This window comes from Streptomyces sp. ML-6 (genome assembly GCF_030116705.1).
Taxonomy (GTDB): Bacteria; Actinomycetota; Actinomycetes; order Streptomycetales; family Streptomycetaceae; genus Streptomyces.
Genome location: NZ_JAOTIK010000001.1, coordinates 449,197 through 472,876 on the forward strand (window position 1 = coordinate 449,197; position 23,680 = coordinate 472,876).

A 23,680-nucleotide genomic window follows, 5' to 3' on the forward strand; every position below is an offset into this window, starting at 1 on the left:
GACGGGCCGGCCGTCGCGCCGTCGGCACATCGGCAGGACGGCCGGCCGCGGCGGGTCACGGCTGCTGGAAACCCGCCGCCCGGAGGATCTTCTGGGCGGCGGGGGTGCTCAGCCACTTCACGAACGCCGTCGCGGCCTTGCCGTCACCGGACTGGCGCAGGGTGGCGGCCGGGTAGGAGGCGACGGCGTTCTGCGCGTCGGGGATGTCGACGGCGTCGATCTTGTCGGGGACCGTGGCCGCGTCGGTCCGGTAGACGATGCCCGCGTCCGCCTCGCCGAGTTCGACCTTGCTGAGGACGGCGCGGACGCTGGGCTCCTGGGAGACCGGTTTCACGGTGAGCTTCCGGGCGTCGAGGACCTGCTCGCTGTAGCGGCCGACCGGCACCTCGGGGGCGGCCAGGACGACCTTCAGGCCGGGGTCCGTCAGGTCCTCCAGGCCGCCGATCTTCTTCGGGTTCCCCTCTTCGGTGGCGATGACCAGGCGGTTCTTCGCGATGACGGTGGGAGTCCCGGTCTCGTCGCCCAGTCCGTCCATCGTCCTGGTGTCCGCCGTGACCAGTACGTCGGCGGGGGCGCCCTGCTTCACCTGGGCGGCCAGTTCCTGGGAACCCGCGAAGGAGAAGGTCACCTTCGTGCCCGGGTGCTCCTTCTCGTACGCGGCGCCCGCGGTCTCGAATACGTCGGTGAGGGAGGCCGCCGCGAGCACCGTCAGCCGGGCGCCGGAGGACGGCGCGGACTTCCCGGCGGGCTGCTCCTCATTGCTGCCGCAGGCGGCGAGCGGGAGCAGCAGGGCGGCGGTCGTGGTCGCGGCGGCGACGCGGCGCCTGCCGGGGGTGGTCGTCATGGTGACGGTGGCTCCTTGGGAAGGGGGCGTGTCCTGGGCGTGCGTGGTCAGACGCGGTCGATGTGCACGTTGGTGGATTTCACCCGGGCGGTGGCCCGCATGCCGACTTCCAGCCCGAGTTCCTCGACGGCCTCCCGGGTGAGCAGGGAGACCAGCCGGTGCGGGCCCGCCTGGATCTCGACCTGTGCCGCGACGTCGCCGAGCTTCACCGCGGTGACGATGCCCGGGAAGGCGTTGCGGGCCGAGGTGTACGAGGGCTCGTCCTCGCCCCCGCCGCCCTGGCCGACCTCGATGGAGAACGCGGCCAGGTCGCGGCCGTCGATGACCCTGCGGCCGCTTTCGTCGCGGTGGGTGGCGACCCTTCCGGCGTCCGCCCAGCGGCGGGCCGTGTCGGGGCTCACGCCCAGCAGGCGCGCCGCCTGCCCGATGGTGTAGGACTGCATGTGCGACAAGATATTCGAATTAATCTTGCATCTGCAACGCACTGTGGCGTTCTGTGGGGCAAATGCCAGGAGCCCTGGAGGAACCGACGGGCGTCTGCGGCGACCGGGCTACGCCACGGTGCGTGAAGGATCAAGTGCGGTCGGCAGAGTGCAAGGTCACAAGCGGAACCCATGCTGCCCTATAGCGACCTGACCTAGCATCTGGGCATGACGGTCCTGCCTGCCGACGGGCTTTCGTTGGCCGCCGAATTCCCCGCCCCTGCCCATGAGCAGTGGCAACGCCTCGTCGAGGGCGTGCTGCGCAAGTCGGGCAAGGAGGCCGCGGGGACGGCCGCCGAGGAAGCACTGTCCACCACGGTGGAGGACGGGCTCATCACCCGCCCTCTCTACACTTCGCGCGACAGCGCGCCCGATGCCGGATATCCGGGTTTCGCCCCCTTCACCCGCGGCGGCACGGCCGAGGGCAACGCGGCGGGCGGCTGGGACGTACGGCAGCGGCACACCCTCGCGGATCCCGCGCGGCTCAACGAGGCGGTGCTCTCCGACCTGGAGAACGGCGTCACCTCGTTGTGGCTGACCGTGGGCGGCGCCGGGGGCGTACCGGTGTCCGGTCTGGCGAGGGCGCTGGAGGGCGTCCTCCTCGACCTGGCCCCCGTGGTTCTCGACGCCGGGGGCGAACTCGACGCCGCCGCGACGGAGTTGCTGCGCATCGCCGCGGAGCGCGGGGTCGGCGCCCCGACCCTCCGCGGGAATCTCGGCGCGGACCCGTTCGCCCTGGCGGCCCGCGGCGGCACCGAGCCCGACACCTCGGACGCGGTCCGCTGGGCGCTGCGGTGCGCGCGGGAGTTCCCCGGGCTGCGGGCGCTGACCGTGGACGCGCTGCCGTACCACGAGGCCGGCGGTTCGGCCGCCGAGGAGCTGGGCGCCTCGCTGGCGACCGGCGTCGCCGTCCTGCGGGACCTGACGGAGGCCGGTCTCACGGTCGAGCAGGCCTGCGGGCAGCTGGAGTTCCGGTACGCGGCGACCGCCGACCAGTTCCTGACCATCGCCAAGCTGCGGGCCGCCCGACGGCTGTGGTCCCGGGTGGCCGAGGTGTGCGGGGCCGCCGGGTCCGGTGCGCAGCGCCAGCACGCGGTGACGTCCCCGGTGATGATGACGCGGCGCGATCCGTGGGTGAACATGCTGCGGACGACGCTGGCCTGTCTGGGCGCGGGGGTCGGCGGGGCCGGCTCCGTCACCGTGCTGCCGTTCGACCACGCCCTGGGGCTGCCGGACGCGTTCGCCCGGCGCATCGCCCGCAACACGTCGACGATCCTGCTGGAGGAGTCGCATCTGGCCCGGGTGATCGACCCGGCCGGCGGTTCCTGGTACGTGGAGCGGCTCACCGCCGAACTCGCCGATGCCGCGTGGTCGTTCTTCCAGGAGATCGAGCGCTCCGGCGGTCAGGCCGCCGCCCTGCGCTCCGGGATGATCCGCGAGCGCCTCGCGGCGACCTGGGCGGCGCGCGGCAAGGACCTGGCGCGCCGCAAGGAGCCGATCACCGGGGTGAGCGAGTTCCCGCTGCTGGCGGAGCGTCCGGTGGAGCGCGAGGCCGCCCCCGCCGATCCGGTGGCCCCGGGCGGTCTGCCCCGGGTCCGTCGCGACGAGGCGTTCGAGGCGCTGCGCGCCCGGTCGGACGCGCACCTCGCGGCGACCGGGCAGCGGCCGAAGGTGTTCCTCGCCGCGCTCGGGCCCGCCGCGGCCCACACCGCGCGGGCGTCGTTCGCCGCCAATCTGTTCCGGGCGGGCGGCATCGAGCCGGTCCACGACCCGGTCACCGTCGACGCGACGACGGCCGCCGGGGCGTTCTCCGCCTCCGGGGCCACCGTGGCGTGCCTGTGTTCCAGCGACGCGCTCTACGCCGAGCAGGCCGCGGCGGTCGCCGGGGCGCTGCGGTCGGCGGGCGCGCAGCGGGTGTTCCTCGCGGGCCGGCCCGGTGAGCACGCCGGTGTCGACGAGTACGTCTTCGCCGGCTCCGACGTGGTGGCCGTGCTCTCCTCCCTCCTCGACCGTATGGATGTGGCGTAATGCGTATCCCCGACTTCTCCGGGATCGACCTCGGTCCGGGCGATGCCGCCGAAGTGTCCGAGGACCAGTGGCGTGCCTCGCTGAAGGAGTCCTCCGGCGGGTCGGACGACGACCTGCTGTGGCAGACCCCGGAAGGCATCGCGGTCAAGCCGCTGTACACCGGGCGCGACCTGGAAGGGCTCGACTTCCTCGACACGTACCCGGGCATCGCCCCGTACCTGCGGGGCCCGTACCCGACGATGTACGTCAACCAGCCCTGGACGATCCGGCAGTACGCCGGTTTCTCCACCGCCGAGGAGTCCAACGCCTTCTACCGCCGCAATCTCGCGGCCGGTCAGAAGGGCCTGTCCGTCGCCTTCGACCTGCCGACCCACCGCGGCTACGACAGCGACCACCCGCGGGTGACCGGTGACGTCGGCATGGCGGGCGTGGCGATCGACTCCCTCTACGACATGCGTCAGCTCTTCGACGGCATCCCGCTGGACCGGATGTCGGTGTCGATGACGATGAACGGCGCGGTGCTCCCCGTGCTCGCCCTGTACATCGTGGCCGCGGAGGAGCAGGGCGTCGGGCCGGAGAAGCTGGCCGGAACCATTCAGAACGACATTCTGAAGGAGTTCATGGTCCGCAACACCTACATCTATCCGCCCAAGCCCTCGATGCGGATCATCTCCGACATCTTCGCGTACACCTCGCAGAAGATGCCGCGCTACAACTCGATCTCCATCTCCGGCTACCACATCCAGGAAGCGGGTGCGACGGCCGATCTGGAGCTGGCGTACACCCTGGCGGACGGGGTGGAGTACCTGCGGGCCGGGCGGGAGGCGGGGCTGGACGTGGACGCGTTCGCGCCGCGGCTGTCGTTCTTCTGGGCGATCGGCATGAACTTCTTCATGGAGATCGCGAAGCTGCGGGCGGCCCGGCTGCTCTGGGCCAAGCTGGTCGGGCAGTTCGAGCCGAAGAACGCCAAGTCCCTTTCGCTGCGCACCCATTCGCAGACGTCCGGTTGGTCGCTGACCGCGCAGGACGTGTTCAACAACGTGACCCGGACCTGTGTGGAGGCGATGGCCGCCACCCAGGGGCACACCCAGTCGCTGCACACCAACGCGCTCGACGAGGCGCTGGCCCTGCCGACGGACTTCTCGGCACGGATCGCCCGCAACACCCAGCTGCTGCTCCAGCAGGAGTCGGGCACCGGCCGGGTGATCGACCCGTGGGGCGGCAGCGCGTACGTGGAGAAGCTGACGTACGACCTGGCGCGCCGGGCCTGGCAGCACATCGAGGAGGTCGAGGCGGCGGGCGGCATGGCGCAGGCCATCGACGCGGGCATCCCGAAGCTCCGGGTGGAGGAGGCCGCGGCACGCACCCAGGCGCGGATCGACTCCGGGCGCCAGCCGGTGATCGGGGTCAACAAGTACCGGGTGGAGAGCGACGAGCAGATCGAGGTGCTCAAGGTCGACAACTCCTCGGTGCGCGCCCAGCAGATCGAGAAGCTGCGCCGGCTGCGCGAGGAGCGCGACGAGGCCGCGTGCCAGGCGGCGCTGCGGGCGCTGACGGCCGCCGCCGGGCGTGACCCCGGCCCCGGTCTCGACGGCAATCTGCTGGCGCTGGCCGTCGATGCGGCCCGCGCGATGGCGACCGTGGGCGAGATCTCGGACGCCCTGGAGAAGGTGTACGGACGGCACGCCGGCCAGATCCGTACGATTTCCGGTGTGTATCGCAACGAGGCAGGTGAGTCCCCCTCCGTGGACCGGACCCGGGCGCTGGTGGACAGGTTCGAGGAGGCCGAGGGGCGCCGTCCGCGCATCCTGGTCGCCAAGATGGGGCAGGACGGTCACGACCGCGGCCAGAAGGTGATCTCGACGGCCTTCGCTGACCTGGGCTTCGACGTGGACGTCGGCCCGCTGTTCCAGACGCCGGCCGAGGTGGCGCGGCAGGCGGTGGAGGCGGACGTGCACATCGTGGGCGTCTCCTCGCTGGCCGCCGGGCACCTCACGCTCGTCCCGGCGCTCCGCGAGGAGCTGGCGGCCGAGGGGCGCGAGGACATCATGATCGTGGTGGGTGGGGTGATTCCGCCGCAGGACGTGGACGCGCTGCGCGAGGCGGGTGCCACGGCCGTGTTCCCGCCCGGCACGGTGATCCCGGACGCCGCGTACGACCTGGTGACGCGGCTCGGCACCGAGCTCGGCCACGAGCTGTGAGCCGCTGACCCGATGGCCGTGAAGATCGACATCGACAGTTACGCGAAGGGGGTGCTCGACGGGAGGCGCGCGCAGATCGCGCGGGCCATCACCCTCGTCGAGTCCACCCGCCCCGATCACCGGGTGCTGGCCCAGCAGTTGCTGCGCGAACTGCTGCCGCACTCCGGTGCGGCCCGGCGGATCGGCATCAGCGGGGTGCCGGGCGTGGGCAAGTCCACCTTCATCGACGCGCTGGGCACGATGCTCACCGGGCTCGGGCACCGGGTCGCGGTGCTGGCCGTCGACCCCTCCTCCACCCGTACCGGGGGCTCCATCCTGGGCGACAAGACCAGGATGGAGCGGCTCGCGGTGGACCCGGCGGCGTATGTGCGCCCGTCCCCCACGGCCGGCACGCTCGGCGGGGTGGCGAAGGCGACCCGGGAGTCCATCGTGGTGATGGAGGCCGCGGGGTACGACGTGGTGCTGGTGGAGACGGTCGGCGTCGGCCAGTCGGAGACGGCGGTGGCCAACATGGTCGACACGTTTCTGCTGCTGACCCTGGCCCGTACCGGCGATCAGCTCCAGGGCATCAAGAAGGGCGTCCTGGAGCTGGCGGACGCCATCGCGGTCAACAAGGCCGACGGTCCGCACGAACGCGACGCGCGGGCGGCGGCGCGCGAACTGGCCGGGGCGCTGCGGCTGATGCACCCGGCGGACGCGGCGTGGAAGCCGCCGGTGCTCACCTGCAGCGCGCGCGAGTCCACCGGTCTCGACACCCTGTGGGAGCGGTTGGAGCAGCACCGCGCGCTGCTCGAATCGACCGGCCGGCTCGCCGCGAAGCGGCGCGACCAGCAGGTCGACTGGACGTGGACGATGGTGCGGGACGAGCTGCTGGAGAGCCTGCGCGGCCATCCGGCGGTGCGTTCGCTCGCCCCGGAGCTCGAACAGCGGGTCCGGGACGGCGAGTTGACGGCCACGCTCGCGGCCGAGCAGATCCTGGACGCGTTCCGGGGCACGGCCTGATCCGGAGGACGGTCCGGTGGCCGGGGCCCCGCCCCGGCCACCGGACGGGCGGCCCCTACAGATCGAGCTGGTACTCGATCGAGGTGTGCGTCGGCTCGTAGCCGAACTCGTCGTTGATGCGCCGCATGTGCGTGTTGCTGTCGGCGGTGTCCGCCAGCAGCCCCTCCAGGTCCGGGTGGCTCTCCCGGGCCCACAGCACGGACCGGGCCTTCATCCACCGGCCGAGGCCGTGCCCCCGGTGCTCGGGAAGGACTCCGGTGCCGTAGTGCTGGGCGTCGCCCTTCCCGTCGCCCGGGACGACGAGTTCCGTGAAGCCCACGATCGTGCCGTCGGAGTCGTCGACCGCCGCGACCGTGTGGAGCAGGTCGCCGCGTGCGGCTACGGCCGCCGCGGCGGACCTGACCCGTTCCACGTCCCAGACGACCGTGCCGAAGTCGGTGTCGTCCATGGGCATGTCGTCCATGGCCCGGCGAGACGCGGCGAACGTCGGCGCGAGTCCGTCCGGGACGGTGCCGTCCCAGGAGATGAGCCGGTAGCCCGGATGCGGTTGCCCGACGGTCCGGCGCAAGGCCCCGGTGTCGGTGCTCGCCAGCGGGAGCCGGACGTACGTGAGGGTCAGTACCCTGCGCATCCCCTTGGCCCGCAGGAAGAGGTCGCCGGGGGAACCGGCCCCGGTCTGCGCGATGACGCTGCGCCTCCCCTCCTCGCGGGCGGCGGCGACCGCCGCGTCGAACAGCCGCGAGCCGACTCCCCCGCGGCGCTCCGCCGGGTGGACGTGGAGTTCCAGTTCGGCGAGGTGGCCCTGGCCCTCGCGGGTGAAGACGCGCAGGAACGCCGAGCCGACCGGGCCGCCTTCCGGGTCGGAGGCGAGCCAGGCCAGGCGGTGGCTGCCACCGGACCGGTCGGGGTCGGTCAGTGCAGTGATGCGTAGCGACAAGGTGAGGCCTCCGCGCCCGGGGCGCCGGTCGGAACGGGTGTACGGGCGAGTGGCCCGGAGAACCACATCACTTCGCGAACGCCGCGGCAACCGGATATCGGGGCCCGATCCCCCTTGCCTCCCCTCACACCCGAACGTCGTGCTATCGTGCGATCAGCACACGTGTATGCCTCGTTTCAAGGCACCGGTGCCGATTCACCTCTCCGGAGCCGCCGCGCCCGTCCTCTTCCGACCGGCGATCCGGCTTTTCGTTTCATCTCACCCAGTTCGGACCCGGTTCTCCCCGTCCGAGCTTTCCCGCCCGTCGTGCGCGGCGTGATCCCTTCCGCCCGCGCCGTCCGGCACCTTCGTTCGCCATGTCCGCGAAAGGACCGCCCTCCATGACCAGCACTCTTGAACACCCGCTCCTGCACCGGGAGTCGACCACCGAGGAAGCCGAAGGCGTCCTCGACACCACTGACCAGGGCAACGGCGCGCTGCGCGTCCGGGGCGGCCTCCCCTCCCCCGGCGACGTGGTGGTCCCGGCCGCCCTGATCCGTCACCACGGCCTGCGCCGGGGCGACGTGGTCCAGGGGCACTGCGACCGGCCCCGCGTCCTGTCCACCGTGGAGCGGGTCAACGGCCTTCCCCCGCAGGCGCTTCGCGGCCGGCCGCGCTTCCGCGACCTCACCCCGCTCCATCCCCGGCAGCGGCTGCGGCTGGAGACCCCGTCCGGCGGTGCCGCGATGCGTCTCGTCGACCTGCTCGCACCGATCGGCAAGGGGCAGCGCGGGCTCGTCGTCGCGCCGCCCAGGACCGGCAAGACGGTGCTGCTCCAGCAGATCGCCGCCGCCGTCGCCGCCAACCATCCCGAGTGCCACCTGATGGTGGTGCTGGTCGACGAACGCCCCGAGGAGGTCACCGACATGCGCCGGTCCGTACGGGGCGAGGTGCTCGCCTCGACGTTCGACCGGCCGGCGAAGGAGCACATCGCCCTCGCCGAACTCGCGGTCGAGCGCGCCAAGCGGCTGGTCGAGCAGGGCCGGGACGTCGTCGTCCTGCTCGACTCCCTCACTCGTCTGTGCCGCGCCCACAACAACGCCTCCGCCGCGGGCGGGCGCACCCTCAGCGGCGGTGTCGACGCGGCCGCCCTGCTCGGCCCCAAGCAGCTCTTCGGCGCCGCGCGACTCGCCGAGGAGGGCGGCTCCCTCACCGTCCTGGCCACCGCGCTGGTGGAGACCGGCTCCCGCGCCGACGACTACTTCTTCGAGGAGCTGAAGAGCACCGGCAACATGGAGCTCCGGCTCGACCGCGCCCTGGCGGACCGGCGGATCCACCCGGCCGTGGACATCCCCGCTTCCGGCACCCGGCGCGAGGAACTCCTCGTACCGGAGAGCGAGTTGCGGGCGGTACGGGGGCTGCGGCGCGCGCTGCTCACCAGGGACCCGCGGACCGCGCTCGAAACACTGCTCGACCGGCTCCGCCGCACACCGGACAACGCCGCGTTCCTCCGCGCCGTCCACCGCACCGTCCCGGGCACCCGGGTCCACCCGGAAGGCACCGGACCGGCGCAATAACATGGCCGGGCCATCGCACGACGCGCCCCACGAACGCAGGGAGAGCAGTCACATGGAGTTCCGCCGGCTCGGCCGCAGCGGCCTGACCATCAGTGAGATCGCTTACGGAAACTGGCTCACCCACGGCTCCCAGGTGGAGGAGGACACGGCCGCCGCCTGCATCCGCGCCGCCCTGGACGCCGGAATCACCACCTTCGACACCGCGGACGTCTACGCCGAGACCCGGGCCGAGGCCGTCCTGGGCCGGGCGCTCAAGGGCGAACGCCGCGAGGGCCTCGAAGTGTTCACCAAGGTCTACTTCCCGACCGGTCCCGGACACAACGACCGGGGGCTCGGCCGCAAGCACATCATGGAATCCATCGACAACTCGCTGCGCCGCCTGCAGACGGACTACGTGGACCTGTACCAGGCCCACCGCTACGACCACTCGACGCCGCTGGAAGAGACCATGGAGGCGTTCGCCGACGTCGTCCGCTCCGGGAAGGCCCTCTACATCGGCGTTTCGGAGTGGACCGCCGATCAGTTGCGCGCCGCGCACGGGCTGGCCCGCGAGCTGCGGGTGCCGCTGATCTCCAACCAGCCGCAGTACTCCGCGTTGTGGCGGGTCATCGAGAGCGACGTGGTGCCCGCGTCCGAGGAACTGGGCATCGGCCAGATCGTCTGGTCCCCGATCGCCCAGGGCGCCCTCACCGGCAAGTACCGGCCCGGCGCGCCGCTCCCGGCCGGTTCGCGGGCGACGGACGACAAGGGCGGCGCGAACATGGTGGCCGGCTGGCTGCGCGACGAGGTGCTGGAACGCGTCCAGCGCCTGCGGCCGCTCGCCGACGGTGCCGGTCTCAGCCTGGCCCAGCTCGCGGTCGCGTGGGTGCTGCAGAACCCGAACGTCTCCGCCGCGATCATCGGCGCGTCCAGGCCGGAGCAGGTGACGGAGAACGTCGGGGCGGCCGGGGTGACGCTCGACGCGGAGCTGCTGAAGGGGATCGACGACATCCTGGACCCGGTGGTGGAGCGGAATCCCGCGCTGACGGCGGGGCACGCGGGCGACAGCTGACCGGATCGGCCGTCGTCCCGGCGCCAATCGCGGCCGGCGCCGGGACGACGGGCCTCGGTTTCAGGCGCCGGGACGGCGGGCCGCGGTTTCAGGTGCCGGTGTGCAGCGCGGCGGTGTGCTCGCGGACCTGGGCCGGGGTCAGATAGGCGTCCGTGTACTCGAAGTCGCGCAGCTTGGCCGGGTTGCGGGACTGGAAGCCGGTGCGGACGAAGTCGTCGCCCGCGACGGCGTTCAGCACCCAGTTGGTCATGACCCGGGCCTTGGCGACGTTGGTCCGCAGCGCCGACCAGTGGTAACCGCGGGCGACGGCCTGCGCGGCGATCCCGTGCATCTCGACGCCGAGCGGCTTGGAGACGGCGTCCTTGCCGCCGAGGTCCACGACGAGGCCGAGGTCCTTGTGGACGTACGGCCTCAGCGGCTGGTTGCGCAGCGTCGCGATGAGGTTGGCGGCCGCCCGGCGGCCCTGGCGCATGGCGTGCTGCGCGGTGGGCGGGCAGACCGCCCCGTCGCCCTTGCTGAGGTCCGGCACGGCCGCGCAGTCGCCGAGCGCGAAGACGCCGTCGAAGCCGGGCAGGCTCATCTCGGCGGTCACGGCGAGCCGGCCGCGCACCGTCTCCGCGTCGAGGGTGGCGACGAGTGGGCTGGCGGTGACCCCGGCCGTCCAGATCAGGGTGCGGCAGGGCAGCACCCGGCCGTCGGTGAAGGTGACCGTCTCGGCGGTGGCCTCGGCCACCGAGACGCCGAGCGACACCTCGATGCCCCGGCTGCGCAGCACCTCCAGGGCGCTGCGGCCGAGCTTGTCCCCCAGCTCGGGCATCAGCTTCGGGGCGATGTCGATGAGGTGCCACTTGATCAGCTTCGGGTCGAGCCGGGGGTAGTGCTTGACCGCGCTGCTGGTGAGGCGTTGCAGGCAGGCGGCCGTCTCGGTGCCCGCGTATCCGCCGCCGACCACCACGAACTGCAGGCGCGAGGCCCGCTCGTGCTCGTCGTGGCTGGCGTCGGCGAGGTCGAGCTGGGCGATCACGTGGTCGCGCACGTACGCGGCCTCGGCCAGGGTCTTCATGCCCCGGGCGTGGTCCAGCAGGCCGGGGATGTCGAAGGTGCGGGTGACGCTGCCGGGACTGAGCACGACGTAGTCGTAGGGCTCGTAGACGATCTCGTCGGTGATCTTGCGGATGATGCAGATCTTCGCCTCGGGGTCCACCCCGACGGCCCCGCCGGGAATGATCCGGGTGCGGTGCTTCTGGCTGCGGCGCAGCGAGACGGCGACCGACTGCGGGGTGAGCACACCGGCCGCCACCTGGGGCAGCAGGGGCAGGTAGAGCTGGTACGAGAACGGGGCGACGAGCGCGATCTCCGCCTCGCCGGGAATGAGGCCGCGCTCCAGACGGCGTACGCATTCCACTCCGGCGAATCCGGCGCCGACAACGAGAATTCTGGGTCGTGCCACGGTCTTCGTCCCTTCTCGGGCCTGCACGGTCGTCCGTTCGCCTGCCACGTCGCACGCGCCCGTCGTCACTCATCCTGACGAGTCGGCGCGGACTTCGCCTGCTGGGGGCGGCGGACGGACGACACCGCGCGTCAGCGGGACAGCAGGGCGAGCGCCGCGCAGGTGCCGCAGGCCGCGCCGACGAGCACGACCCCGGTGGCCACGCAGCGCGTCCTGAGCCTGCGGTAGCGCGCCTCGTACTCGCCGCGCAGCGCGGTGGACCTGGTGGCGATCCGGGTCAGCGCGGCCCGGGAGGCGGCGAGCCGGTCGGCCGTGTAGGCCCGTTCCACGTCCTCCCGCTGAGCGGTGGTGAGCCAGGGCAGCCCGTCGGTGAAGCGGGCCGCCCGGCGGCGGGCCTCCTCGATCTCGGCGCTCCACAACAGGTAACCCTGCAGTTGTGCCAGTCCGCGGGCGGTGTCCTCGCCCGGGTCCACTCGCTCCTCCCCGTCCCGGGACGCCGTGCTCACGTCCGGTCGTCCCCCGGGAGGTCGGCCGGTGCGCCGCCGGGGCGGTTGAAGGACTTGTGGAGTTCGCGGAGCGAGGGGTGGTGCAGCTCGAAGGCCGGGGACTCGGAACGGATCCGGGGCAGGGTGAGGAAGTTGTGCCGCGGCGGCGGGCAGGAGGTCGCCCACTCCAGCGAGCGGCCGTAGCCCCACGGGTCGTCGGTGCCGACGTACGTGCCGTACTTGGCGGTCTTCCACACGTTGTAGAAGAACGGCAGCATCGACAGCCCGAGCAGGAACGAGGAGATCGTCGAGACCGTGTTCAGCGCGGTGAAGCCGTCCGCCGCGAGGTAGTCCGCGTAGCGGCGCGGCATGCCCTCGGCACCGAGCCAGTGCTGCACCAGGAACGTGCCGTGGAAGCCCACGAACAGCGTCCAGAAGGTGATCTTTCCGAGCCGTTCGTCGAGCAGTTTCCCGGTGAACTTGGGCCACCAGAAGTGGAATCCGGCGAACATCGCGAAGACCACGGTGCCGAAGACGACGTAGTGGAAGTGCGCGACGACGAAGTACGAGTCCGAGACGTGGAAGTCCATCGGCGGGGACGCCAGGATCACCCCGGTCAGGCCGCCGAACAGGAAGGTGACCAGGAAGCCGATCGACCAGAGCATCGGGGTCTCGAAGGACAGCGAACCGTGCCACATCGTGCCGATCCAGTTGAAGAACTTCACACCGGTCGGTACGGCGATCAGGAAGGTCATGAACGAGAAGAACGGCAGCAGCACAGCGCCCGTGACGAACATGTGGTGGGCCCACACGGTCACGGAGAGGCCCGCGATGGCGATCGTCGCACTGATCAGGCCGACGTACCCGAAGATCGGTTTCCGGCTGAAGACCGGGATGATCTCGCTGACGATGCCGAAGAACGGCAGGGCGATGATGTACACCTCCGGATGGCCGAAGAACCAGAAGAGGTGCTGCCAGAGCAGGGGGCCGCCGTTGGCGGCGTCGAAGACGTGGGCGCCGAACTTGCGGTCCGCCTCCAGCACCAGCAGGGCCGCGGCGAGGACCGGGAAGGCCATCAGGACCAGGACGGCGGTCAGCAGGACGTTCCAGGTGAAGATCGGCATGCGGAACATCGTCATGCCGGGGGCGCGCATGCAGATGATCGTGGTGATGAAGTTGACCGAACCGAGGATCGTGCCGAAGCCGGAGAAGGCCAGACCCATGATCCACATGTCGGCGCCGATCCCCGGCGAACGGACCGCGTCCGAGAGCGGGGAGTAGGCGAACCAGCCGAAGTCCGCCGCGCCCTGCGGGGTGAGGAAGCCGGCCACCGCGATGATCGAACCGAAGAGGTACAGCCAGTAGGCGAACATGTTCAGCCGCGGGAACGCCACGTCGGGCGCGCCGATCTGCAGCGGCATGATCCAGTTGGTGAATCCGGCGAACAGCGGGGTCGCGAACATCAGCAGCATGATCGTGCCGTGGATGGTGAACGCCTGGTTGAACTGTTCGGGCGACACGGTCTGGATTCCCGGCCGGGCCAGTTCGGCGCGCATGACCAGGGCCAGTACCCCGCCGAGGACGAAGAAGGCGAACGACGTCACCAGGTAGAGCGTGCCGATCGTCTTGTGGTCGGTGGTGGTCAGCCACTTGACGACGACGTTCCCCGGTTCCTTGGCGTGGACCGGGAGTTCGTTCGCGTACGCCTCCTCCGCCTCGGTTTCCCCTGCTGTGCCCGTCGTCGTCACTGGGACGCTCCTTCGATCGTCGTGCACGGTGGGCCGGGCACCCGGCAGGGGCGCCCGGCCGGCCCGCGGACCGGCCCACGCGCGTCACCCCGGATTCCAGGTGCAGCAAATCAGCCGTGCGGCGGCTGTGCGCGGCCCTGCGCCCGCCGTCGCGCGACTTTCACCCATCAGGGCGCCGCCGGACGCAGGGGGTGTCCGGGGTGTCCAGGGTGTCCGCGACCGGTGCCGTCACCGGCCTCCCGGGCGACGCTCAGGCCAGTCCGCCCGTGGCCCGCAGGTTCTGGCCGGTGAGCCAGCGCCCGTCGTGGCCGACGAGGAAGGCGACCACGTCGGCCACGTCGGCGGGCTCCCCCAGCCGGCGCAGGGGCGTCATGCCGACGACCGCCTCCAGTGCCTGCGGCGGGTTGGCGGCGCGCAGCATGTCGGTGTCGGTGGCGCCGGGCGAGACGGTGTTGACGGTGATCGAGCGGGCGCCGAGTTCGTGGGCCGCCACGGCGGTGAGCTGTTCGAGCGCACCCTTGCCCGCGGCGTAGGCGGAGATGCCGGGGCCCGGTCGCACGGTGTTGGCCGTGGAGATGTTCACGATGCGTCCGCCGTCGCGCATCCGCAGGGCCGCGTGGCGGATCGTCAGGAAGACCGCCCGGGTGTTGACCGCAATCACCCGGTCGAAGAGTTCCGGGTCGGTGTCCACGATCAGGGAGGGGATGGGGCAGAGGGCGGCGTTGTTCACCAGGATGTCCAGCCCGTCGAGCTCCTCCTCGGCGACCGCCATCAGGCGCTCCGCGCCGTCCGGGTCCGCGAGGTCCTGCCGGACGGCCCGCGCCTCGCCGCCGTTCTCCCGTACCGTGCGGACGACCTCCTCGGCCGCCTCGTCGTCGGTGGCGTAGTTGAAGACCACGCGCGCCCCGTCGCGGCACAGCCGCTCGACGACGGCGCGTCCGATGCCCCGCGATCCTCCGGTGACCACGGCGTTCTTGCCTGTCAGCCCTGCTGGCACGGTTCCTGCCCTCCCCTGGTGGTCCGGTCGGTCCGGGTTGCGAACCTACCGGCCGGGGCGGCTCCTCGTACCCGGTTCGCGCGGATCGCCCGGCACCGGCCCGGGACACGGGAGCGCCCCGGCCGGGCGTGGTGCCGGCCGGGGCGGGGGAAGGGGTGCCGCGTCGGCCGCACCCCTTCCGCGGTCGTTCCCGCGGTCGTTCCGTCAGCCGATGGAGGCGATGGCCCGGACGAACGTCTCCGAGGGGCGCATCACGGCGGCGGCCTTGGCCGGGTCGGGCTGGTAGTAGCCGCCGATGTCGACCGGCGAGCCCTGCACCGCGATCAGCTCGTCGACGATGGTCCGCTCCTGCTCGGCCAGCGTCTTCGCGAGCTCGCCGAAGGCCTGCGCGAGCTGCGCGTCCTCGGTCTGCCGCGCCAGCTCCTGGGCCCAGTACAGGGACAGGTAGAAGTGGCTGCCGCGGTTGTCGATGCCGCCCAGCTTGCGGCTCGGCGACTTGTCCTCGTTGAGGAAGGTGCCGGTCGCGCGGTCGAGCGTGTCGGCGAGGACCTTGGCACGCGCGTTGCCCGTGGTCGTCGCCAGGTGCTCGAAGCTGGCCGCGAGCGCGAAGAACTCGCCCAGGCTGTCCCAGCGCAGGTAGTTCTCCTTGACGAGCTGCTGGACGTGCTTGGGCGCGGAGCCGCCGGCACCGGTCTCGAACAGGCCGCCGCCGTTCATGAGCGGGACGACGGAGAGCATCTTCGCGCTCGTGCCCAGCTCCAGGATCGGGAACAGGTCGGTCAGGTAGTCGCGCAGCACGTTGCCGGTGACCGAGATGGTGTCCTCGCCGCGGCGGATGCGCTCCAGCGAGAAGGCGGTCGCCTTCTCCGGCGACATGATCTCGATCTGCAGACCGTCGGTGTCGTGGTCGGCGAGGTAGGTCCTGACCTTGGCGATCAGCTGCGCGTCGTGGGCGCGGTCCTCGTCGAGCCAGAAGACCGCCGGGGCGCCGGTGGCGCGGGCCCGGGTGACGGCGAGCTTGACCCAGTCCTGGATCGGCAGGTCCTTGGCCTGGCACATGCGGAAGATGTCGCCCGCGCCCACGGCCTGCTCCAGCACGACGTCGCCGTTGCCGTCGAGGACCCGCACCGTACCGGTGGTCGGGATCTCGAAGGTCTTGTCGTGGCTGCCGTACTCCTCGGCCTTCTGCGCCATCAGGCCGACGTTCGGGACCGAGCCCATGGTCGACGGGTCGAAGGCGCCGTTGGCGCGGCAGTCGTCGATGACGACCTGGTAGACGCCCGCGTAGCTGCTGTCGGGCAGCACGGCGAGGGTGTCGGCCTCCTGGCCGTCGGGGCCCCACATGTGGCCGGAGGTGCGGATCATGGCCGGCATGGAGGCGTCGACGATGACGTCGCTGGGCACGTGCAGGTTGGTGATGCCCTTGTCCGAGTCGACCATGGCCAGCGCGGGGCCCTCGGCGAGCTCGGCCTCGAAGGCCGCCTTGATCTCGGCGCCGACGTGCGGCACGTCGTCCAGGCCCTTGAGGATGGCGCCGAGGCCGTCGTTCGGGGAGAGGCCGGCCGCGGCGAGCACGTCGCCGTACTTGGCGAAGGTGTTCGGGAAGAAGGCACGGACCACGTGGCCGAAGATGATCGGGTCGGAGACCTTCATCATGGTGGCCTTGAGGTGGACGGAGAACAGCACGCCCTCGGCCTTGGCCCGGGCGACCTGCGCGGTGAGGAACTCGCGCAGGGCGGCGACGCGCATGACCGCGGCGTCCACGACCTCGCCCGCGAGCACCGGCACCGACTCGCGCAGCACGGTGGTGCTGCCGTCGTCACCGGCGAGCTCGATGCGCAGCGAACCGTCCTGGGGAATGACCACGGACTTCTCGGTGGAACGGAAGTCGTCGACGCCCATGGTGGCGACGTTCGTCTTCGAGTCGGGGGACCACTTGCCCATGCGGTGCGGGTGCGCCTTGGCGTAGTTCTTGACCGAGGCGGGGGCGCGGCGGTCGGAGTTGCCCTCGCGCAGCACGGGGTTCACCGCGCTGCCCTTGACCTTGTCGTAACGCGCGCGGACGTCCTTTTCCTCATCGGTCTGCGGGTCGTCCGGGTAGTCCGGAAGCGCGTAGCCCTTCGCCTGGAGCTCGGCGATGGCGGCCTTCAGCTGCGGGATCGACGCCGAGATGTTGGGCAGCTTGATGATGTTGGCCTCGGGCCGCTTGGCCAGCTCGCCGAGCTCGGCGAGCGCGTCCTCGATGCGCTGGCCCTCCTCCAGGCGCTCGGGGAAGCCCGCGATGATGCGCCCGGCCAGCGAGATGTCCCGGCTCTCGACGTTGACACCGGCCGTGGAGGCGTAGGCCTGGACCACGGGCAAGAACGAATAGGTCGCCAGGGCCGGGGCCTCGTCGGTGTGCGTATAGATGATGGTCGAGTCAGTCACCCTGTGCTCCGCTCCACGTCTACAACATTGCTTGACATCAAGATATCTCGTGAGCGCCCCCGACTCGACAGGACCCCGTCCCCCGGGCCGACGACCCACGTCACCCCTGCCTGGAGGGGTGGTCCGGACCGCCCCGCTCCGGACCGGCGGGCCCGTCACCGGCCGCCCCGCCCGGCCCGCGCGCCCGCTTCCACGCCGCGCCCCCTCGCGCCCCGCGCGGTCCGGACCGGCGGCCCCGGCCTCCCGCGCCACTCCGGACAACATGTTGACCGCTCAACAGGCAAGTGTCATACGGTGGTTGTCCCATCTGCCTGCCCGAAGGAGTGCGCACATGCCTGTCCCGATCGGTCTCGGTCTTCCGCAGATGAAGCAGTACGACATCGGCCGCGACGTGGCCGCCGTGGCGCGCGCGGCGGAGGAGACCGGCTACGAGAGCCTGTGGGTCTTCGAGCGGATCATCTTCCCCGAGGCCCCCACGCAGGGGCTGTACGGCGTACCGGGGCTGCCGTGGCCCGACCAGTACCGCGGTGTCGCCGACCCGCTGGTCACGCTCGCGCTCGCCGCCGGGGCGACGGAGCGGGCCCGGCTGGGCACCAGTGTCCTGGTCGCACCGCTGCACCTGCCGTTCCAGCTGGCCCGTTCGCTGGCCTCGCTCGACGCGGCGAGCGGCGGCCGGGTGGTTGCGGGGATCGGCACGGGCTGGTCGCTCGACGAGTACGCGGCGGCCTCCGTGGCCCCCTTCGAGAAGCGGGGCGCGGTCCTGGACGAACTGCTGGACGTGTGCGCGGCCGTCTGGGGCCCGGACCCGGTCTCCTACCGGGGCGAGCTGACCACGATCGTCCCGTCCGAGGTCGGCCCGAAGCCCGCACGGCCCATTCCGGTCTACCTGCCGGCGACCGGTCCGCGGGCCATGCGCCGGCTGGTCGACCGGGCGGACGGCTGGATGCCCGTCGCGATGGGGGCCGCCCGGCTGGCCGAGCAGTGGAAGCAGGTCCAGGACCTGGCGGCCGAGCGCGGCCGGGAGCGGCCGCTCCACGTCTGTGTGCGGGTCAACGCCAGGTACAGCGCCGAGCCGGTCGCCGGGGCGGGCCGCGAGGCGTTCCACGGCGATGTCGCCCAGATCGTCGAGGACCTGGCGGCCCATGCCGCGACGGGCGTCCCGGAGTTCCTGATCGACCTCCAGGGCACGACGCGCGACGCCGCGGAACTGATCGACGTGGCGGCCGAGGTGTACGCGGCGGCCCGCGCGGCAGGCGTCTGACCGGCACTGCACCGAGTGCGGGCGCCGTACGTACGGGGCCCGGCGCTTCTCCCCTCCGGGTCCGGGCACTCCTCCCGTCCGGCGCCGGGGTCGGACGGGCTGGCGTCTCGCTCCGGGCGGCCCGGGCGCATCCGGCGCAGAGGGGCCAGAGGGGCCACGGCCTTCGCCGAGCCGTCAGGCCGGACCCCGTTTCATCCGCATGCTCCCCTCTCGCCACCGCACCAGGACACGTACCGGGCCAGGCTAATACTCCAGTCGCAGATCGCGACCTGACATAGCGTCATCTATGTTGAATCGGCTACCGGGGACGGTGGCTGGGTGCATCGACACGTTCCGGATCTGTTGTTTGTTCAGCGGACGCCCCAGTTGGGTCGACTTCACGGCTGGGCGTGTTGCTCGGCGGCGTCGAACGCGGGCGCGAGCGGGGCCAGCGCCGTGCGGAGCTGGTCGGGCAGTGAGCCGGAGGGCACGACCAGTCCTCCGGCGGCGCAACTCTCGGCGACCTCTGCGTTCCGGGCCGGCCGGAGCCAGCCCTCCAGCGCGATGCGAACTGCCGCGGCCACGCTTGCCGCGAGGACGCGGGCCGTGTGCGCTCCGGCATCACCCAGGCGTTCGGCGATCACCGCCGTGAGAGGGGGCTCGATGCCGGCGGTGGTATCGAGGAACGCGTCGCGCAGCGCGGTCCGGGCGGTGATCAGCAGCAGCGCCTTGTGTTCGCGCTCGCCGGTGTTCGCGTACTGCTCGACCACTGCTTCGGTGACGGCGTCGGCCAGGCGCACTCCTGCGGGCCGGGCCGCGACCGCAGCCGCGATGCGCGCCTCCCGGTCCGCGGTGACAGCGGAGACGATCGCCTGCTCGCGGCTGGCGAAGTAGTTGTTGTAGGTGCGAGGCGAGACCCCAGCCGCTTCGGCGATGTCCTCGACCCGCACCTGGTCCGCTCCGCGCTCTACAGCCAGGCGCAGGGCCGCCTCGCGAAGCGCCTCGCGCGTGGCCTGTTTCTTCCGCTCCCGCAGCCCTGATGGTGGTGTCGTCACGGTGCCAGGATTCCACACAGGATTGCGCACACGCAAACTTGCGCGCACGCACTTTTCCTGTCAGTCTCGACCCTCCCGAGACCGGCAGAGAGGACGTCACCATGCGAGCAAGAGGAATGACCTACGACACCGGATTCGTCGTGCACGGCCAGATCTCCCACGAGCACTTCGACCCCGGGGTGGTCCGGCGCGAGCTCGCCATCATCCGCGACGACCTCCACTGCAACGCGGTCCAGATCATCGGCGGCGACCCGGACCGACTGGAGCTGGCCGCCGGCGCCGCCGCCGAGCTCGGCCTGGAGGTCTGGTTCTCGCCCTATCCGCTGGAGCTGGATCCGGAGCAGATCCTCATGCTCTTCCGCGACTGCGCCGAGCGAGCGGAACGGCTCCGGCAGCAGGGGGCCTCAGTCGTGTTCGTCGCGGGGGTCGAGCTGAGCGTGATGAACCGCGGGTTCCTGCCCGGAGAGAGCCCCGAGGAACGGGTCGAGCAGCTGATGAGCCAACCCGAGCGGCGGGCCGAAGCGATGCGCGAGCTCGGCGTGCGCATGAACGCATTCCTCCGTGATGCCGCGGCCACGGTCCGCGAGCGCTTCCAGGGCAGGCTCACCTACGCATCCATCCAGTTCGAGCAGGTCGACTGGACTCCCTTCGACATGGTGACGTTCGAGCTGATCCGCTCCACCGAGGTCGCCGACCGGTTCCGGGACGCGGTGCGCACCCTGGCCCAAGGCCCGAAGCCGCTCGCCATCACCGGGTTCGGCACCGCGGCCTACCGCGGCGCTGGAGACCGCGGTGGGCGGGTGATGGAAGTGGTCGAGCACGACCCGACGACCAAGGCCCCGGTACGGCTGAACGGCACATACGAGCGTGACGAGGCCGGCCAGGCCGCGTATCTGAGTGAACTGTTGGAGATCTTCGAGACCGAGGGCGTGGACAGCGCGTTCGTGTTCCTGTTCGCCCTGCCCGGCTACCCGCACCGCCCGGACGGCGACCCCAGGGACGACTTGGACCGGGCCGGCCTGGGCATCGTCAAACTCCTCGAAGGACGCCGGGGACAGACCTACCCCGACATGGAATGGGAACCCAAGGCCGCCTTCACGGCAGTGGCACAGCAGTATCGGAGGTGACAGGCCCCACGCACGGTGACCACGGCTCGGGATCTGCACTGCGGCGCAGTGCAGATCCCGAGCACATGGACGCGGTATTCGCCGAACTCGCCGCAGACCTCGCGCCGGTCCACCGCCGCCGCGACCTGCGGGCCAACGGAGTGTTGTACCTGCGCGGGTCACTGATGCCGGACGTTGCGGGCAACTGCTGGTCGATCGCGGAGGCAGTCGGCCGGGCCGGCCATATCGCCTGCACCACCTGCTCGAACGCGCCCGCTGGGAGGAGGACACCGCGAGAGACGTGGTGCGCGTTCCTGACCCGGCATCTCGGCGCCGACGGCGGGGTCCTGACCTTCGACGAGACGGGGCAGTCGAAGAAGGGGACGAAGACCGCGGCCGTGGGGCGGCAGCATTCCGGCACGATGGGCCGGGTCGAGAACGTGATCGTCGCGGTGTACACGACGTACGCGACCAAGCGGGCCACGCCCTCATCGACCGGGACCTGTACGTTCAGGCCGACTGGTTCGACGATCCGGCGCGGCTGGCGACGACGGGTTTCCCCGAGGATCACGCATTCGCCACCAAGTCGGCGCTCGCCCTCACGCAGGCGAAACGGGCACTGGCCGCCGGGATCAGACCGCAGTGGGCGACCGGGGACGAGGTGTACGGACGCAGCCGGGAGTTGCGCGAGTTCCTGGAAGCCGCAGGCATCGGCCATGTGTTCGCGGTGCCCGCCAACCGCCAGGTCACCACCTCCGGCGGCGGACGCATGCGCGCGGACCAGGCACTGCACCTGGTCGAGCCGAATGGGTGGAACCGCCGCTCGTGGGGAGCGGGCGCAAAGGGCCCTCGCCACTACGACTGGGCCTGGATCGCCACCGACCACCCGCGCCGATGGCTGCTCATCCGCCGCTCCATCGCCGACCCGAGCGGGATCGCGTACTTCTCCGCCCACGCACCCAAGGACCATCCCTGCCCCCTGACCGACCTGGTCAAGATCGCCGGGATGAGATGGAAGGTGGAGGACGGCTTCCAGGACTCGAAATCCACCGTCTCCCTCGCCCGGCTCACCGGCGAGTTCGCCGCGCTACTGGCCCCGGCCCAGGCCAACGACGACAAGCTCACCCAGTGGATCCTCACGGTCCGCACCGCTGGCCTGCCCCACCTGCACAGCTTCTGCAACGGCCTCGAACCCGACCGCGCCGCCGTGAACGCCGGCCTCACCACCACGGCCGGACAGAAGGCGTCAATACCCGAACCAAGAAGATCATGCGGCAGATGCACGGCCGAGCAGGATTCGACCTCGGGGCCTGTCCCCGGGCAGGCCGCAGGTTCCTGGCCAGCAGGCCCTGTGCGGGATTCTGCTCGTGCTCCGCACCGGCATCCAGTGGGAGTACCTGCCCCAGGAGCCCGGCTTCGGCTCAGGCATGACGTGCCGGCGGCGGCCTGCCGCACGGAACGAGGCCGGGGTGCGGGACCGGCTCCACGCGGCCCTACTGACGAAGCTTCGGCGGCGAAGCAGCTGGACCAACCGAGGGCGGTGACCGGCTCCGGTCATGTCCGGACTGCCCGGCAGGGCCCAAAAGCGGTCCCAGCCCGGTCGACCGCGCACGGCCGAGCAGCAAACACCACATCCTCCTCGACGGGCGGGGCATTCCACTCGCTGTATCCCTGACCGGCGGAAACCACAACGACATCACACAGCCGCCGCCCCCGCTCGCGCAGGTCCCCTCCCTCTCCGACCCTGCGCCCTCGGACTCGGAGCGCCCGAGATCGCCCCGATCCCGCTGATGTCGCACCAGTGCGCACCCGCCCCCTTCCATCGATAATTGCGCCGTGATGCGCATTCGCAAAGGCTGTCCGCACCAACTCGGCCATGACACTTCATCAGGAAACTCAGCATTCGGTCAGCATCAGTACCGCGCGGAACCGCCACCCAGCACCATGGAGCGCCAAGATCAAGAAATCGATACATCCACTCTGCCCTGCTAAGACCCAGCTGGGCAGCTTGCCTGCCAATCTCACCAGGAGGTATCCGTGAAGATGCTGATCAACGTTCCCGAGACCGTTGTCGCGGACGCGCTGCGCGGTATGGCCGCGGTTCACCCCGAGCTGACCGTGGATGTCGAGAGCCGGGTCGTCGTGCGGCGTGACGCGCCCGTGGCCGGGAAGGTGGCGCTCGTCTCCGGCGGGGGTTCCGGGCACGAGCCGCTGCACGCGGGGTTCGTCGGCCCCGGCATGTTGTCCGCGGCCTGTCCCGGGGAGGTGTTCACCTCGCCCGTGCCCGATCAGATGGTGCGGGCGGCGGCCGCGGTCGACAGCGGGGCGGGGGTGCTGTTCGTGGTCAAGAACTACACGGGTGACGTCCTGAACTTCGAGATGGCCGCCGAGCTCGCCGAGGACGAGGGGATCCAGGTGGCCCAGGTGCTCGTCAACGACGACGTGGCGGTGACCGACAGCCTGTACACGGCCGGCCGGCGGGGCACGGGAGCGACCCTGTTCGTCGAGAAGATCGCGGGGGCGGCGGCCGACGAGGGCGCCCCGCTGGACCGGGTGGCGGCCGTCGCCCGGCGGGTGAACGAGTCGTCGCGGAGCTTCGGGGTGGCCCTCGGCGCCGTCACCACACCGGCCAAGGGCTCCCCCACCTTCGACCTGCCGCCGGGCGAGCTGGAGCTCGGCATCGGGATCCACGGCGAGCCGGGGCGGGAGCGGCGGCCGATGATGACGTCGGGGGAGATCGCGGACTTCGCGGTGGACACGGTGCTGGAGGACCTGCGGCCGACCGGGCCGGTGATCGCGCTGGTCAACGGCATGGGGGCGACGCCCCTGCTGGAGCTGTACGGGTTCGGGGCGGAGGCCCATCGGGTGCTCTCCGAGCGGGGTGTGGTGGCAGCTCGTACGCTCGTGGGGAACTATGTGACCTCGCTCGACATGGCGGGCTGTTCGGTGACGCTCTGCCAGGTGGACGAGGAACTGCTGCGGCTCTGGGACGCGCCGGTGGAGACACCTGCGCTGCGCTGGGGCCGCTGATCCGTCCGTACCGCATTCCGCATTCCACCGTGCCGCAGCGA

At 71.4% G+C, this 23,680-nt stretch carries 17 protein-coding genes and 3 pseudogenes; 11 read left to right on the forward strand and 9 right to left on the reverse strand.

The window, feature by feature from the left end:
• Positions 1-55: 55 nt before the first annotated feature.
• On the reverse strand, positions 56-844 hold the full coding sequence (gene modA / locus OCT49_RS02065) for a molybdate ABC transporter substrate-binding protein (RefSeq protein ID WP_283850172.1): 789 nt from the start codon (positions 842-844) through the stop codon (positions 56-58).
• 47 nt (positions 845-891) lie between these two features.
• Positions 892-1,287, reverse strand: a complete 396-nt coding sequence (locus OCT49_RS02070; protein ID WP_148836071.1) for a TOBE domain-containing protein — start codon at positions 1,285-1,287, stop codon at positions 892-894.
• A gap of 207 nt (positions 1,288-1,494) precedes the next feature.
• Here OCT49_RS02070 and mutA point away from each other — a divergent pair, with 207 nt between their 5' ends.
• From mutA to meaB, 3 genes are read left to right on the forward strand one after another with little or no spacing between them, the layout of a single operon-like run.
• Positions 1,495-3,354, forward strand: a complete 1,860-nt coding sequence (gene mutA, locus OCT49_RS02075; RefSeq protein WP_283850173.1) for a methylmalonyl-CoA mutase small subunit — start codon at positions 1,495-1,497, stop codon at positions 3,352-3,354.
• Positions 3,354-5,555 (forward strand): methylmalonyl-CoA mutase, encoded by a 2,202-nt coding sequence (scpA, locus tag OCT49_RS02080; protein ID WP_283850174.1) that lies wholly within the window; start codon positions 3,354-3,356, stop codon positions 5,553-5,555. Before mutA ends, scpA begins: the two co-directional genes overlap by 1 nt.
• A gap of 12 nt (positions 5,556-5,567) precedes the next feature.
• The gene (gene meaB, locus OCT49_RS02085; protein WP_283850175.1) at positions 5,568-6,557 is read left to right on the forward strand and encodes a methylmalonyl Co-A mutase-associated GTPase MeaB; all 990 of its coding nucleotides are present in this window, start codon (positions 5,568-5,570) and stop codon (positions 6,555-6,557) included.
• 55 nt (positions 6,558-6,612) lie between these two features.
• On the opposite strand, the gene OCT49_RS02090 is transcribed toward meaB, so the two are convergent.
• A complete protein-coding gene (locus tag OCT49_RS02090) occupies positions 6,613-7,494 on the reverse strand; it encodes a GNAT family N-acetyltransferase (protein ID WP_283850176.1) in 882 nt (293 codons plus the stop codon).
• A 380-nt stretch (positions 7,495-7,874) separates the two neighbouring features.
• Between OCT49_RS02090 and rho the strand changes: the two genes are divergently transcribed.
• Together rho and OCT49_RS02100 are read left to right on the forward strand one after the other, a co-directional pair.
• Complete coding sequence (rho, locus tag OCT49_RS02095; RefSeq protein ID WP_283850177.1) at positions 7,875-9,050, forward strand: transcription termination factor Rho; 1,176 nt, start codon at positions 7,875-7,877, stop codon at positions 9,048-9,050.
• A 52-nt stretch (positions 9,051-9,102) separates the two neighbouring features.
• The gene (locus OCT49_RS02100; RefSeq protein ID WP_283850178.1) at positions 9,103-10,101 is read left to right on the forward strand and encodes an aldo/keto reductase family protein; all 999 of its coding nucleotides are present in this window, start codon (positions 9,103-9,105) and stop codon (positions 10,099-10,101) included.
• Between the two features lie 88 nt (positions 10,102-10,189).
• On the opposite strand, the gene OCT49_RS02105 is transcribed toward OCT49_RS02100, so the two are convergent.
• The 5 genes from OCT49_RS02105 to OCT49_RS02125 all read right to left on the reverse strand — a co-directional run bounded on the left by OCT49_RS02105 (position 10,190) and on the right by OCT49_RS02125 (position 17,208).
• Complete coding sequence (locus OCT49_RS02105) at positions 10,190-11,551, reverse strand: NAD(P)/FAD-dependent oxidoreductase (RefSeq protein WP_283850179.1); 1,362 nt, start codon at positions 11,549-11,551, stop codon at positions 10,190-10,192.
• Positions 11,552-11,682: 131 nt separating this feature from the next.
• Positions 11,683-12,024: a hypothetical protein gene (locus OCT49_RS02110; RefSeq protein WP_283855641.1), complete on the reverse strand. Its 342-nt coding sequence runs from the start codon at positions 12,022-12,024 to the stop codon at positions 11,683-11,685.
• Between the two features lie 29 nt (positions 12,025-12,053).
• Entirely contained in the window at positions 12,054-13,784 is a 1,731-nt protein-coding gene (ctaD, locus tag OCT49_RS02115) for an aa3-type cytochrome oxidase subunit I (RefSeq protein WP_283850180.1), read from the reverse strand.
• 250 nt (positions 13,785-14,034) lie between these two features.
• The gene (locus OCT49_RS02120; RefSeq protein ID WP_283850181.1) at positions 14,035-14,781 is read right to left on the reverse strand and encodes an SDR family oxidoreductase; all 747 of its coding nucleotides are present in this window, start codon (positions 14,779-14,781) and stop codon (positions 14,035-14,037) included.
• 204 nt (positions 14,782-14,985) lie between these two features.
• Positions 14,986-17,208, reverse strand: coding sequence for an NADP-dependent isocitrate dehydrogenase (locus tag OCT49_RS02125; protein WP_283850182.1), 2,223 nt, complete (start codon positions 17,206-17,208; stop codon positions 14,986-14,988).
• Between the two features lie 331 nt (positions 17,209-17,539).
• On the opposite strand from OCT49_RS02125, the gene OCT49_RS02130 reads away from it, so the two are divergent.
• Positions 17,540-18,469: an LLM class F420-dependent oxidoreductase gene (locus OCT49_RS02130; RefSeq protein WP_283850183.1), complete on the forward strand. Its 930-nt coding sequence runs from the start codon at positions 17,540-17,542 to the stop codon at positions 18,467-18,469.
• Between the two features lie 377 nt (positions 18,470-18,846).
• Here the strand turns inward: OCT49_RS02130 and OCT49_RS02135 are convergent, their stop codons facing one another.
• Positions 18,847-19,503: a TetR/AcrR family transcriptional regulator gene (locus OCT49_RS02135; RefSeq protein ID WP_283850184.1), complete on the reverse strand. Its 657-nt coding sequence runs from the start codon at positions 19,501-19,503 to the stop codon at positions 18,847-18,849.
• Between the two features lie 116 nt (positions 19,504-19,619).
• On the opposite strand from OCT49_RS02135, the gene OCT49_RS02140 reads away from it, so the two are divergent.
• The 5 genes and pseudogenes from OCT49_RS02140 to dhaK all read left to right on the forward strand — a co-directional run bounded on the left by OCT49_RS02140 (position 19,620) and on the right by dhaK (position 23,639).
• A complete protein-coding gene (locus OCT49_RS02140) occupies positions 19,620-20,630 on the forward strand; it encodes a glycoside hydrolase family 113 protein (RefSeq protein WP_283855642.1) in 1,011 nt (336 codons plus the stop codon).
• A 65-nt stretch (positions 20,631-20,695) separates the two neighbouring features.
• Positions 20,696-20,836, forward strand: a pseudogene (locus tag OCT49_RS40010) (hypothetical protein); the annotation flags it as partial.
• Between the two features lie 23 nt (positions 20,837-20,859).
• Positions 20,860-21,612: pseudogene (locus OCT49_RS02145) on the forward strand (transposase); the annotation flags it as partial.
• Between the two features lie 45 nt (positions 21,613-21,657).
• Positions 21,658-21,914 (forward strand): annotated as a pseudogene (locus OCT49_RS02150) (ISL3 family transposase); the annotation flags it as partial.
• 738 nt (positions 21,915-22,652) lie between these two features.
• Complete coding sequence (dhaK, locus tag OCT49_RS02155) at positions 22,653-23,639, forward strand: dihydroxyacetone kinase subunit DhaK (protein WP_283855643.1); 987 nt, start codon at positions 22,653-22,655, stop codon at positions 23,637-23,639.
• Positions 23,640-23,680 lie beyond the last annotated feature (41 nt).